The 12,983-nt window shown below is 72.7% G+C and carries 13 protein-coding genes; 11 read left to right on the plus strand and 2 right to left on the minus strand.

Features of this window, described 5'->3' with window-relative positions; translation table 11 throughout:
- Positions 1-178: 178 nt before the first annotated feature.
- The 3 genes from AB0C04_RS24520 to AB0C04_RS24530 all read left to right on the plus strand — a co-directional run bounded on the left by AB0C04_RS24520 (position 179) and on the right by AB0C04_RS24530 (position 3,047).
- The gene (locus AB0C04_RS24520) at positions 179-1,294 is read left to right on the plus strand and encodes a Xaa-Pro peptidase family protein (RefSeq protein WP_357058419.1); all 1,116 of its coding nucleotides are present in this window, start codon (positions 179-181) and stop codon (positions 1,292-1,294) included.
- Positions 1,291-2,433, plus strand: coding sequence for an acyl-CoA dehydrogenase family protein (locus AB0C04_RS24525; RefSeq protein ID WP_357058421.1), 1,143 nt, complete (start codon positions 1,291-1,293; stop codon positions 2,431-2,433). The genes AB0C04_RS24520 and AB0C04_RS24525 overlap by 4 nt, the downstream gene beginning before the upstream one ends.
- A gap of 110 nt (positions 2,434-2,543) precedes the next feature.
- Positions 2,544-3,047: an Lrp/AsnC family transcriptional regulator gene (locus AB0C04_RS24530; protein WP_350874348.1), complete on the plus strand. Its 504-nt coding sequence runs from the start codon at positions 2,544-2,546 to the stop codon at positions 3,045-3,047.
- Here AB0C04_RS24530 and AB0C04_RS24535 read toward each other — a convergent pair.
- Complete coding sequence (locus AB0C04_RS24535) at positions 2,980-3,588, minus strand: histidine phosphatase family protein (RefSeq protein ID WP_357058424.1); 609 nt, start codon at positions 3,586-3,588, stop codon at positions 2,980-2,982. The genes AB0C04_RS24530 and AB0C04_RS24535 overlap by 68 nt on opposite strands.
- Positions 3,589-3,756: 168 nt before the next feature.
- Between AB0C04_RS24535 and AB0C04_RS24540 the strand changes: the two genes are divergently transcribed.
- Positions 3,757-3,951, plus strand: a complete 195-nt coding sequence (locus tag AB0C04_RS24540; RefSeq protein WP_357058426.1) for a CsbD family protein — start codon at positions 3,757-3,759, stop codon at positions 3,949-3,951.
- 77 nt (positions 3,952-4,028) lie between these two features.
- Positions 4,029-4,370, plus strand: coding sequence for a YnfA family protein (locus tag AB0C04_RS24545; protein ID WP_350874351.1), 342 nt, complete (start codon positions 4,029-4,031; stop codon positions 4,368-4,370).
- A 109-nt stretch (positions 4,371-4,479) separates the two neighbouring features.
- Here the strand turns inward: AB0C04_RS24545 and AB0C04_RS24550 are convergent, their stop codons facing one another.
- Entirely contained in the window at positions 4,480-5,886 is a 1,407-nt protein-coding gene (locus AB0C04_RS24550; protein WP_357058428.1) for a lysine 2,3-aminomutase, read from the minus strand.
- Between the two features lie 93 nt (positions 5,887-5,979).
- Here AB0C04_RS24550 and AB0C04_RS24555 point away from each other — a divergent pair, with 93 nt between their 5' ends.
- From AB0C04_RS24555 to AB0C04_RS24580, 6 genes are read left to right on the plus strand one after another with little or no spacing between them, the layout of a single operon-like run.
- Positions 5,980-7,089 carry a zinc-binding alcohol dehydrogenase gene (locus AB0C04_RS24555; RefSeq protein WP_357058430.1) on the plus strand — a complete coding sequence of 370 codons (1,110 nt, stop codon included), beginning with the start codon at positions 5,980-5,982 and terminating at the stop codon, positions 7,087-7,089.
- Positions 7,090-7,093: 4 nt separating this feature from the next.
- A complete protein-coding gene (locus tag AB0C04_RS24560) occupies positions 7,094-8,659 on the plus strand; it encodes an amidohydrolase (protein ID WP_357058432.1) in 1,566 nt (521 codons plus the stop codon).
- 22 nt (positions 8,660-8,681) lie between these two features.
- The gene (locus tag AB0C04_RS24565; RefSeq protein ID WP_357058435.1) at positions 8,682-10,244 is read left to right on the plus strand and encodes a lysine 5,6-aminomutase subunit alpha; all 1,563 of its coding nucleotides are present in this window, start codon (positions 8,682-8,684) and stop codon (positions 10,242-10,244) included.
- Entirely contained in the window at positions 10,241-11,020 is a 780-nt protein-coding gene (locus AB0C04_RS24570) for an OAM dimerization domain-containing protein (protein WP_357058437.1), read from the plus strand. The genes AB0C04_RS24565 and AB0C04_RS24570 overlap by 4 nt, the downstream gene beginning before the upstream one ends.
- Positions 11,017-11,409 (plus strand): hotdog domain-containing protein, encoded by a 393-nt coding sequence (locus tag AB0C04_RS24575; RefSeq protein WP_350874356.1) that lies wholly within the window; start codon positions 11,017-11,019, stop codon positions 11,407-11,409. The genes AB0C04_RS24570 and AB0C04_RS24575 overlap by 4 nt, the downstream gene beginning before the upstream one ends.
- Positions 11,406-12,740, plus strand: coding sequence for a glutamate mutase L (locus AB0C04_RS24580; RefSeq protein ID WP_357058439.1), 1,335 nt, complete (start codon positions 11,406-11,408; stop codon positions 12,738-12,740). Before AB0C04_RS24575 ends, AB0C04_RS24580 begins: the two co-directional genes overlap by 4 nt.
- Positions 12,741-12,983 lie beyond the last annotated feature (243 nt).

Below are 12,983 nucleotides of genomic sequence, written 5' to 3' on the forward strand. Positions count from 1 at the left end.
GGTCGGCCAGCCGTCAAACCGGGCGTACGGGTGGGACAGGGGATGTACTTCCTCGAGGCAGCCAAATCCTAAAGAGTGTTAACTGTCCGCGTCAATGATGTCGTTCGATGAACGGGAGAGCGCTTCCCGTCCGCGCGGCCGGCTAGGTCGGCGCCCAAACGACCGTTAAGCTGACCGCGTGGGAATCGACGACCTCTACCCCCCGGAGCGGCTCGCCGCCGCCCGCCGCGCCACCGCCGCCGCCGGGCTGGACGCGCTGCTGCTCACCCCCGGCGCCGACCTGCGCTACCTGACCGGCTACGACGCGCACGTGGGGGAGCGGCTGACCTGCCTGGTGCTGCCGGCTGAGGGAGAGCCGACGCTGATCGTGCCGACGTTGGAACGCCCCGCCGCGGAGGCGTCCCCGGCCCCGGGCACCGGGGTGCGCATCGTCGACCACGTCGACGGCACCGACCCGTACCCGCTGGTGAGCGCCGCCCTCGGCGGGCCGGTGGCCGCGGTCGGGCTGGCCGACCGGATGTGGGCCGAGCAGGTCCTGGCGCTGCGCACCGCGCTACCCGGCACGGCGCAGCGACTGGCCGGGGAGGTGCTGCGCGAGCTGCGGATCCGCAAGTCCCCCGCCGAGGTCGCGGCGCTCGCCGAGGCCGGCGCGGCGATCGACGCCGTGCACCGGCGGATGGGGCAGTGGCTGCGCCCCGGGCGCACCGAGGCCGAGGTGGCCGGTGACATCGCCGCGGCGATCCGGGCGGCCGGGCACGTCACGGTCGACTTCGTCATCGTCGCCGCCGGCCCGAACGGGGCCAGCCCGCACCACGGCACCTCCGACCGGCCGATCGGGGCCGGCGAGCCGGTGGTGGTGGACATCGGCGGCACCATGCCCTCGGGCTACCGCTCCGACTGCACCCGCACCTACGTCGCCGGCGGGCCGGCACCGGCCGAGTTCGTCGACTACTACACCGTGCTGCGCGACGCCCAGGCGGCCGCGGTGGCCGCGGTGCGCCCCGGGGTGAGCGCCGAGGCTGTCGACGCGGCCGCCCGTACGCCCATCGCCGACGCCGGGTTCGGCGCCGAGTTCCTGCACCGCACCGGGCACGGCATCGGCCTGGACGGCCACGAGGAGCCGTACGTGGTGGCCGGGAACCCGCGCGCCCTGGAACCGGGCATGGCGTTCTCCGTCGAACCCGGCATCTACCTGGCGGGTCGGCACGGCGCCCGCATCGAGGACATCGTCGTCTGCACCACGGACGGCGTGCAACGGCTCAACACCACCCCCACGGAGCTCATCGCGCTATGACTGTCGACCGGATCCTGCCGACCGACGAGGCCCACGACCTGCTGGACCTCGCCACCGAACTCGCCGACCGGGAGCTCGCCCCGAGGGCCGCCGAGTTCGAGGAGCGCGCCGAGTTCCCGCGCGAGGTGCTGCGCACCCTGGGCCGTGCCGGGCTGCTCGGCCTGCCCTATCCCGAGGAGTACGGCGGGTCGGCCCAGCCGTACGAGGTCTACCTGCAGGTGCTGGAGATCCTCGCCAGCCGTTGGCTCGCGGTCGCCGAGGCGGTCAGTGTGCACACCCTCTCCTGCTACCCGGTCGCCGCGTTCGGCACCGACGAGCAGCGCAAGCTGCTGCCCGACATGCTCGGCGGCGAGCAGCTGGGCGCGTACTGCCTCTCCGAGCCGCAGGGTGGTTCGGACGCCGCGTCGCTGACCACGAAGGCGGTGCGCGACGGCGACGCGTACGTCGTCTCCGGCACCAAGGCGTGGATCACCCACGCCCGGGTGGCGGACTTCTACAACGTCTTCTGCCGCACCGGCGGGCCCGGCCCCAAGGGCGTCTCGCTGCTGCTCGCCGACGCCGGCACGGCCGGGATCATCCCGCAGGCCGCCGAGCGGACCATGGGCCTGCGGGCCTCGCCGGTGGCGCAGCTCGCGTTCGACGAGGCGCGGGTGCCGGCCGAGCGGCTGATCGGCGGGGAGGGTCGGGGCTTCACCATCGCGATGTCCGCGCTGGACTCCGGGCGGCTCGGCATCGCCGCCTGCGCGGTCGGGCTGGCCCAGGCCGCGCTGGACTACGCGGTCGACTACGCGAAGCAGCGGCGGCAGTTCGGCCGTTCCATCATCGACTTCCAGGGGCTCGGCTTCACCCTGGCCGACCACGCCACCCAGATCTCCGCGGCCCGGGCGTTGACCCTCGCCGCGGCCCGGCTGCGCGACGCGGGCCGGCCGTACGCCATCGAGGCGGCCAAGGCCAAGCTCTTCGCCACCGACGTCGCGATGCGGGTGAGCACCGACGCGGTGCAGGTGCTCGGCGGCGCGGGCTACGTCGCCGACCATCCGGTGGAGCGGTACATGCGCGAGGCGAAGGTGCTCCAGATCGTCGAGGGCACCAACCAGATCCAGCGGGTGGTGATCTCCCGGGCGCTGGCGAAGGGCTGACCGGACCGAGTGTCGTGGGCCCGGTGCGCTGCGTGCAGAGTTGCGCGCCGACGGGCCCCGGGCACGTCACCTCGTCGCCGTGCGGCGTTTTTCCCGGTAGGTTGCACGCCGTGGAGGAGACCGACCGTGCCATCGTCGCCGCGTTGACCGCCGACGGCAGGCTGTCGTACACGGACCTGGCGGAGAAGGTGGGCCTGTCGGTCTCCGCCGTGCATCAGCGGGTGCGCCGGCTGGAGCAGCGAGGCGTGATCAAAGGGTACGGCGCGCGGGTCTCCTTCGAGGCGCTGGACCTGCCGCTGACCGCGTTCGTGGCGATCCGGCCGTTCGACCCGTCCCAGCCGGACGACGCGCCGGAGCGGCTGGCCCACCTGCCCGAGATCGACTCCTGCTACTCGGTGGCAGGGGAGGACTTCTACATGCTGCTGGTGCGGGTGGCCGGCCCGGCCGACCTGGAACGGGTGCTCCAGGAGATCCGTACCGCGGCGAACGTCACCACCCGCACCACGGTGGTGCTCTCCACGCCGTACGAGAACCGGCCGCCGAAGATCAGTACCGAGCCGTCGGGTCGACGGTCCCGGGCGCCGGAGGAGCGGGCTGGTTCCAGCGCAGGATGACCTGCCGCTGGTGTTCGTAGCCGAGCACGCTGACGGTGGCGGTGTCCAGCCGCAGCCGTCCGCCGGCCGAGGGTGGCAGGCCGATCCAGCGGGCGCCGAGCACCCGCAGGCTGTGCGCGTGGCCGACCAGCCCGACGGTGCCCCGGTCGAGCAGGGGAGCGACCCGGCTGAGCACCCGGTCCAGCCGGTCGCCGACCTGGCCGGGTGACTCCCCGCCGGGGCAGCCGTCGGTCCAGATGTTCCAGTGCGGGTCGTCCTGGTGGATGTCCACCGTGGTGCGCCCCTCGTACTCGCCGTAGTTCCACTCGGCGAGGTCCTCGTCGACCGCGTCGACGGTGAGGCCGGCGAGCTGGGCGGTGCGCAGCGCCCGGGCCCGGGGACTGGCCAGCACCGTGACGAAGCGCCGGCCGGCCAGGAACGCGGCGAGGGTGCGGGCCTGCCGCTCGCCGTCCGGGGTGAGCTCCAGGTCGGTGTACGAGGTGTGCCGGTGGCTGGCGCTCCAGGTGGTCTCGCCGTGCCGGATCAGCAGGAGCTCTCCCATGGGCCCAGTTAACCATCGCGCCGTGGTCCGGCTCCGCCGGGCCACGAACCCCCAGATCCTATCTTCCTAGGATGCCTTAGCGGGTGTGCCAGCCGGCACCCGAACGCGTTTGGCGCCCAGACGAACGGGCAAGCGACCTGGACACTCGCCAGAGACGGAGGAGGCGGCATGAGCTTCGCCGACAAGACGAGGAACAAGATGGAAGAGATGACCGGTGCCGCTAAGGAGCGGATCGGCGACATGACCGACAACGAGCGGATGCGCGCCGAGGGCGCCACGCAGCAGAGCGAGGCGCGCGCCAAGAAGGCCGGGGAGAGCGCCAAGGACGTCGGGCGCAACGCGCGCGACACCTTCCGCGGCTGACGATCGGCTCGTTTGGGCGGCGGTCCGGGGCGATGACGCCCCGGACCGCCGCTTCATGTGCGGTTAGGCTCGCGGGCGTGACCGTGCTCCGCTCGTTGCTGCTCTTCGTCCTGGCTGCGCTCGCCGAGATCGGCGGGGCGTGGCTGGTCTGGCAGGGTTGGCGGGAGCATCGCGGGCTGTGGTGGATCGCGGCCGGCGTGATCGCGTTGGGCCTCTACGGCTTCGTGGCGACGCTGCAGCCCGACGCGCACTTCGGCCGGATCCTCGCCGCGTACGGCGGGGTGTTCGTGGCCGGCTCACTGGCCTGGGCGATGGTGGTGGACGGGTTCCGTCCGGACCGGTGGGACCTGGCCGGTGCGGCCCTCTGTCTGCTCGGTGTCGCGGTCATCATGTACGCCCCGCGCGGCGGCCCGGCATAGTCCTGCCGCCGTCGGGGGCGGGACTGCCCGCGAGCTTGATGCCGCAGCGGCATATTGATACCTCAGCGGCATCAAGCTCGTTGTCGACCCACCCGCCGCCCGGCGGGCGTCAGTCGTCGCGGTGCGCGGCCCACCAGCTCTGCCCGACCTCGGGCAGGGTGTCGATCGGGTCGTAGTAGGCGTAGCGCTTGTTGAGCGCCTCCAGGTCGGCTGACTCGATGGAGGTGCGGTAGTTCTTGGTCCAGTAGGAGATGCCGCGGTCGCGGTCGTAGTCGGTCAGCATGTGCACCCAGCGCTTGCCGACGAAGGGGACGTCGCAGACGATCCGTGGCGTGGCGTAGCCGGGCAGGTAGCCCATGATGTCGTGCTGGAGCTGCTGGGCGTGCCAGACGGGAACCCGCCAGTGCTCGGCGTTGGGGATCATGTCGCACATGTAGAAGTAGTACGGCAGGATGCCTGCTTCGCCCTGCAGGGCGAAGCAGAGGTCGAGCAGGTCGGGGGCGGTGGCGTTCACGCCGCGCATGAGGACGCCCTGGTTGCGGACGTCGCGGACGCCGACGTCGAGGGCGGTCTGGGCGGCCTTGGCGACCAGCGGGGTGAGCGACTGGGCGTGGTTGACGTGGGTGTGGATGGCGAGGTTGACGCCGCGGCGGGCGGCGGTGCGGGCGACGCGTTCCAGGCCCTCGACGACGTCGGGCTGCAGCCAGTGCTGGGGCAGGCCCATGAGGGCCTTGGTGGCGAGCCGGATGTCGCGGACGGTCTCCAGCTCCAGCAGCCGCATCAGGTACGACTCGAGGTTCTTCCACGGCACGTTGGCGACGTCGCCGCCGGAGACGACGACGTCGCGTACGCCGGGGTGGGCCTTGAGGTAGCTGATGTGGGCGTCGTAGCGGTCGACGGGCTTGAGGGTGAGCTTGAGCTTGTCGACGGCGGGGGTGGAGTTGCCGACCAGGTCCATACGGGTGCAGTGGCCGCAGTACTGCGGGCAGGTGGAGAGCAGTTCGGCGAGGACTTTGGTGGGGTAGCGGTGGGTGAGGCCCTCGGCGACCCACATGTCGTGTTCGTGCAGGCTGTCGCGGCTGGCGTAGGGGTGTGACGGCCAGTCGGTGCGCCGGTCGGAGGCGACCGGGATCATGTAGCGGCGGACCGGGTCGGCGAGGAAGGCCTCGGTGCTCATCGGCGCGAACGGCACCATAGTGTTGAGCATCTGCGGCGGGACCAGCATCGACATGGTCGCGAGTGCCTTCTGGTCGGCCTCGAGGTCGGCGTAGAAGGTCTCGTCTACGAGGTCGCCGAGGACGGCGCGCAGCTGCTTGATGTTCTTGACGCAGTTGACGCGCTGCCACTGGGCGGATTCCCACTGGTCGCGGGTGACGTGGCGCCAGCCGGGGAAGCGGGTCCAGTCGGGTTCGACCAGGGGCGCGCGGCGGTATTCGTAGGGCTGTCCGGCGGTGGGGACCGCGATCGGCGCGGGGCGGGCCGCGGGGATGGTCTCCACCGGTTGGGTCTGGGTCACGGCCCCTCCTTGTGCGTCTCGGCTGATCAGCGACCCCGAAGGCTACTGGAAAATATCCGGTGAAGAAATTAGTCTGCCGTAAGTTTTCCCGCGATGCGAGCCTTGACCGGGGCTTCGGGCGGTTGGACAGGGGAGGTCGGCGTGACGTCACCGGTGGGACTGCATCGCGTGCTGGAACCGGCGGGGGTGCTGCCGCAGGGGGCGTGGCGGCTCGACACGAGCCCGCAGATCGCCGCGAACGAGGTGCGCATCCGGGTGGAGCGGCTGAACCTGGACGCGGCGAGCTTCCGGCAGTTGTGGGAGAAGCACCGCGGTGACGGTGACGCGGTGCGCGCCGAGGTGCTGGAGATCGTGTCGACCCGGGGCAAGATGCAGAACCCGGTGACCGGGTCGGGCGGGATGCTGATCGGCACGGTGGACGAGGCGGGCCGGCGCTCGCCGTTGGGGTTGAAGCCGGGGGAGCGGGTGGCGACCCTGGTGTCGTTGACGTTGACCCCGCTGATGATCACCGACGGTCTGGCCCGGTGGGACGGGCGCAGCGAGCAGGTGCCCTGCGACGGCTACGCGATCCTGTTCGCCCGTTCGATCGCCGCGGTGCTGCCGGCCGACGAGGATCCGCAGCTGTCCCTGGCGGTGCTGGACGTGTGTGGGGCGCCGGCGTTGACCGGGCGGGTGGTGGCGCGGTACGTGGCCGACCGGGCGCGCGAGGGGGACGCCCGGCCGGTGACGGTGGCGGTGATCGGCGGGGCGGGCAAGAGCGGGTCGTTGTCCCTCGCCGCGGCGCGGCGGGCGGGCGCGGCCCGTACGGTCGGGGTGGTGCCGGTGGCGGCGGAGCGGGACGCGCTGGTGGCGGCCGGTCTGGCCGACGAGGTGGCGTTGGCCGACGCGCGGGATCCGGTGGCCCTGTCCACGGCGGTGACCACGGCGCTGCGGGTGCCGGCGGACGTCACGGTGGTCTGCGTGGACGTGCCGGGCTGCGAGCACGGTGCGGTCCTGGCGACCGCGGACGGCGGCACGGTGATCTTCTTCTCGATGGCGACGAGCTTCGCGGCGGCGGCGTTGGGCGCGGAGGGCCTGGCGGCGGATGTGACGATGCTGGTGGGCAACGGGTACGTGCCCGGCCACGCCGAGTTGGCGCTGGGGTTGCTGCGGGCCGAGCCGGGGGTGCGTCGGCTCTTCGAGTCCCGGTTGGCGGCAGACTGAGGTCATGACGAACCCCTCGACGTTGTACCGCGGCGGCGTGCTGCACTGCCCCGCCGATCCGAGCGCCACCGCGTTGCTGGTGTCCGACGGGCGGATCACCTGGTTGGGGGCGGACGCGGACGCGCCGCCGGCGGACCGGGTGGTGGACCTGGCCGGTGCGTTGGTGACGCCGGCGTTCGTGGACGCGCACGTGCACGCGACCGACACCGGGTTGGCGTTGTCGGGGCTGGAGCTGTCCGGGGTGCGTTCGGCGGGGGAGTTGCTGGACGCGGTGGCCGGGTTCGCGGCGGGGTTGCCGGGCGACGCGGTGGTGCTGGGGCACGGTTGGGACGAGTCGACGTGGCCGGTGCGGGAGTTGCCGGACGCGGCGGCGTTGGACCGGGCGGCCGGCGGTCGGCGGGTGTACCTGTCGCAGGCGTCGATCCATTCGGCGCTGGTGTCGTCGGCGCTGCTGGCGGCGGTGCCGCAGGTGGCGGACGCGGCGGGCTACGACGCGTCGGGGTGGCTGCGCCGCGACGCGCATCACGTGGTGCGGGCGGCTGCGCAGGGCTCGGTGAGTCGGGCCCAGCGGGTGGCGGCGCAGCGGGTGGCGTTGGCGCACGCGGCGTCGTTGGGCATCGCTGCGGTGCACGAGTGTGGTGGGCCGGAGATCTCCGACGAGGAGGACTTCACCGGGCTGCTGGGCATCTCCGGTGCCGGGCTGCCCGAGGTGTACGGGTACTGGGGTGAGTTGGGCGGCGCGTCGCGGGCGCGGGAGCTGGGTGCGGTGGGTGCCGGGGGTGACCTGTTCGCCGACGGTGCGCTGGGCTCGCGTACGGCGCACGTGTCGCAGCCGTACGGCGACGGGGATTCGTGCGGGCACGGGTATCTCTCGGTCGAGCAGGTGCGTGATCATCTGCTGGACTGCGCGGCGCACGGGTTGCAGGGCGGCTTCCACGCGATCGGTGACGCGGCGATCGGCACGGTGCTGGAGGGGTTCGCGGCGGCGGCCGGGACGTTGGGCGTGGAGCGGGTGCGCGCGGCCCGGCACCGGGTGGAGCACGCGGAGATCATGAGCAAGCGGTTGATCGCGGGTTTCGTGGAGTACGGGATCGTGGCGAGCATGCAGCCGGCGTTCGACCGGTTGTGGGGTGGCGCGGGCCGGATGTACGAGTCGCGGTTGGGGTTGGACCGGTCGTTGGCGTCGAACCCGATGGGGGCGATGCATTCGGTCGGGGTGGCGTTGGCGTTCGGGTCGGATTCGCCGGTGACGCCGCTGGACCCGTGGGGTTCGGTGCGGGCGGCGGCGGCGCACCACAACCCGGCGCAGCGGATGAGTGTGCGGGCGGCGTTCGCGGCGCACACCCGGGGTGGGTGGCGGGCGGTGCACCTGGACAACGAGGGGGTGCTGGCGTTGGGCGCCCCGGCGACGTTCGCGGTGTGGTCGACGCCGGCGGGGGTGGAGCGGGGTTTGCCGGTGCTGCTGGCCGAGGATCCGGAGCTGCGGGGTCCGGCCGATCCGACGCCGTTGCCGGTGTGCCGGCGCACGGTGCTGCGCGGTGACGTGATCTATGAGGAAGGGTCGTCGTGAGCGGGTTTGTCGAGGTGGCGGCGTGACGGGAAAGCTTGACCTGGATCCGGTGCTGGTGCGCCGGGCGCGGGAGTTGGCGCGCCGTGCCGGGCAGCCGGTGGTGGATCTGGCGCGCAGCCACACGACGGTGTCGGTGGAGCGGGCGGTGCTGCGCCTGGCCGGGGTGGCCGGCGCCGACCCGGACGGCATTCCGTGGGTGAACCGGTTGGTCGACGCGGTGGTGGCGGACGTCGGCCTGGGGCACGGGGTGGCCTTGCCGGTGTTCGACGCCCTGGCGCGGGAGCAGATCACCGATGTGACGCTGCTGGCGCAGAAGGCGGCGGCCGGGTCGGTGCGTTTCGCGCTGCCGAGCGGCAAGGCGGCGACGGCGGCCCGCCGGGCGGCGCGTAGGGCGGTGGGCGCGGGGGTGCGGTTGATCGACCGTCGTCGGGCCGAGCGGGAGCGGCTGGTGAAGCGGTTCGGGGATCCGCGGCAGCGGCCGTGGATCTATCTGATCGTGGCGACGGGGGACATCTACGAGGACATCCCGCAGGCGCAGGCGGCGGCGCGGGCCGGCGCGGATGTGATCGCGGTGATCCGCTCGACGGGGCAGTCGTTGTTGGACTACGTGCCGGAGGGCGCGACCCGGGAGGGTTTCGCCGGCACGTACGCCACGCAGGAGAACTTCCGGTTGATGCGGGCGGCGCTGGACGAGTCGTCGCGGGAGCTGGGTCGCTACGTGCGGCTGACGAACTACGCGTCGGGGCTGTGCATGCCGGAGATGGCGACGCTGGCGGGTCTCGAGCGGCTGGACATGATGCTCAACGACTCGATGTACGGGATCCTGTTCCGCGACATCAACCCGATCCGGACCTTCGTCGACCAGCGGTTCTCCCGGCAGGTGCATGCCCGGGCGGGGATCATCATCAACACCGGCGAGGACAACTACCTCACCACCGCCGACGCGGTGGAGGAGGCGCACACGGTGACGGTGTCGCAGCTGCTCAACGAGTTCTTCGCGCACGAGGCGGGGTTGGCGGACTGGCAGTTGGGGTTGGGGCACGCGTTCGAGATCAACCCGGATCTGCCGGAGTCGTTCCGGTTGGAGTTGGCGCACGCGCTGCTGGCCCGAGAGTTGTTCCCGGACGCGCCGTTGAAGTGGATGCCGCCGACGAAGCACATGACCGGGGACGTGTTCCGGGGCAACCTGCTCGACGGGTTCTTCAACCTGGTGGGTGCGATGACCGGTCAGGGCATCCTGCTGGTGGGGATGATGACCGAGGCGGTGGTGACGCCGTGGCTGTCCGATCGGGACATCGCGTTGCAGAACGTCCGTTACGTGCTGGGCGCGGCGGGTGGGTTGCACGAGGATTTCGTGCCGGCGCCGGGCGGGTTCATCCAGCAGCGGGCCAACCGGGTGCTGGGTGAGGCGCTGGATCTGTTGGAGCGCATCGGTGACCAGTCGTTGCTGACGGCGATCGCCGAGGGCACGTTCGGGATCATGAAGCGACCCGCGGACCGGGGCAAGGGGTTGGCCGGGGTGGCGCGGCACGAGGGTGACTACTACAACCCGGCCACGGAGATCCTGGAAGGGCCGGGCGAGTGAGCGCTGTGGCGAAGGGCGCCGGGGGCGCCGAGAAGAAGATCGTGCGGCCGTACGGGGACACCACCGGTGACGGCATGGTGCAGGTGTCGTTCACGTTGCCGGTGGCGCACGACAAGCGGGCCGAGGGCGCGGCGGTCCAGTTGGCCAACAGGATGGGCCTGGATCCGGCGATGCTGGTGCACGCCAAGCAGATGGGCGACGGCTTCACCTTCTTCGTGGTGTACGGGCGGGTGAACCACCTGGTGGACCTGGCCTCGGTGCAGGTGGTGGAGCGCGACTTTCCGCTGTTGTCGGCGAAGGAGGTCAACGCGCTGGTGAAGCAGCGGCTGCGGCGCAAGCTGTCGGTGGTCGGGGCGTGCATCGGCACTGACGCGCACACCGTCGGCATCGACGCGATCCTGAACGTCAAGGGCATCGCCGGTGAGAAGGGCCTGGAGTACTACCGGGAGTTGAAGGTCACCAACCTGGGCGCGCAGGTCAGCGTGCCGGAGTTGGTGGAGGCGGCGCGGGTGGAGAAGGCCGACGCGGTGCTGGTGTCGCAGGTGGTGACGCAGCGCGACGCGCATCTGCACAACACCCGGGAGATGTCCGCGGCGTTCCGGGAGGCGATGCCGGCCGGTCGGCGTCCGCTGCTGATCGTGGGTGGGCCCCGCTTCGACGAGACGATGGCCGAGGAGTTGGGGGTGGACCAGATCTTCGGTCGGGGCACCACTCCGGGTGAGGTGGCCAGCTATCTGGTGCACGCGTTGGTGGCGAACAGGAGGGCGGCGGTATGAGCGACACGAGGCTCGGGTTGACGGTGACGCATCGGCGGTACGTGCCGTACTCGCACGCCCACTACGCGGGCAACCTGGTCGACGGGGCGTACGCCCTGGGGTTGTTCGGTGACGTGGCGACGGAGGTGTGCATCCGCACGGACGGCGACGAGGGGCTGTTCGCGTCCTATTCGGACGTGCAGTTCCGGGCCGCCATGCGGGCCGGGGACGTGTTGGAGGTGACCGCGACGGTGACCCGGGTGGGCAGCCGCAGCCGCACGCTCGACTTCGAGGCGCGGGTGGTGTGCCGGGGTCGGCCGGAGCGGTCGGAGTCGGCGGCGGAGGTTCTCGATCCGCCGATCGTGGCGGTGACCGCGACCGGCACGGTGGTCGTTCCGCCGGCGGCGTGAACGTCGCGGTCTGCGCCGACGTCGGGTCGACGTACACGAAGGTGGCGGTGGTGGACCTGGCCGACGGTGCGCTGGTCGCCGCGGCCGCGGCGCCCACCACGGTCACCACCGACGTGCTGCACGGTCTGGACGCCGCGGTCGCGGCGGCCACCGCGGGCCTGCGGGTTCGGGACGCGCCCTGGTACGTGTGCTCGTCGGCGGGGGGCGGGTTGCGGCTGGCGGTGCTCGGCTACGAGCAGCTGGTGACCGCGCAGGCGGGCCGGCGGGTCGGGTTGTCGGCCGGGGCGAACGTGGTGCACGTGGCCGCGGGTCGGCTGGGTGCTGCGGATCTGACGGCGTTGCGGGCGGCCCGCCCGGACGTGGTGCTGCTGGTCGGTGGCACCGACGGCGGGGACGCCGACACGTTGACGCACAACGCGACGCGGCTGGCGCGGGCCCGTTGGCGGGTGCCGGTGGTGCTGGCCGGCAACGGTGACGTCCGCGACGAGTTGGCCGGGTTGCTGGCCGGCGCGGGGGTGCCGGTGACGGTGGCCGGGAACGTGTTGCCCCGCATCGGGGTGCTGGCGCCCGCGTCGGCGCGCGCGGCGATCCGGGAGGTGTTCCTGCGGCACGTGATCGGCGGTAAGCGGCTCTCCCGGGGTGGCCGGTTCGCCGGGCTGGTGCGGGCGGCCACTCCGGACGCGGTGTTGACCGGGGTGGAGGTGCTCGCCGACCGGGTGGGCGGGGACCTGGCGGTGGTGGACGTCGGTGGCGCGACCACGGACGTGTACTCGGTGCTCACCCCGGACGAGCGGGCCACCGGGCCGGGGCGGGAGGTCGCCGGCACGCTGTGGCGGGCCCGCACCGTGGAGGGGGACCTGGGCATGCGGTGGAGCGCGCCCGGTGTGGTGCGGGCCGCCGCGGAGGAGCGGCTGCTGGCTCCGGGGGAGGAGCCGGAGTTGGTGCGGGCGGCGGCGGTGCGGGCGGCGCAGCCCGGGTTCCTGCCCGCCGATGACGGGCAGCGGGCCGCGGAGCGGCGGATCGCGGCGTTGGCCGCGACGGTGGCGTTGCGCCGGCACGCCCGCGGTGGCGGCACGGGGGAGCGTGGCGGGCGGGACCTGCGTGACGTGCGGCTGCTGGTGGGTTCGGGCGGGGTGTTGCGGCACGCGCCGGCGGGGGACGCGGCGCAGGTGCTCACGGCGGTGTTGACCGATCACGCCGGCGGGTGGGCGCTGCCGCGGGCCGCGCGGGCGGTGGTGGACGCGCGGTACGTGCTGGCCGCCGGTGGGCTGCTGGCCGCCGAGCATCCGGCGGCCGCGGCCGCGGTGCTGGCCCGCAACCTCGACGACTGACCGCCGCCCGGCCGTCCGGGGCCGGCTTGCGGCGGCGGGGCGAGCACTGTGGTGGGTCACCCCGCCGGTGCCGGCCGCGGGGGAGTGGACGGGCGGTGAAGCGGTGCCGACGGCGGGGCGGACGGGACTCGCCGGCGCGACACGCCGATGTGGCGCAGGCGACTCGTCGGGGGTGGGTTGACAGCGCCGGGGGTGCAGCACGTACCGTCTTTGAGTCCTACTACGGGAAGCGGCTGTTGTTCG

The sequence above is a fragment of the Micromonospora sp. NPDC048909 genome (assembly GCF_040649635.1).
Taxonomy (GTDB): domain Bacteria; phylum Actinomycetota; class Actinomycetes; order Mycobacteriales; family Micromonosporaceae; genus Micromonospora.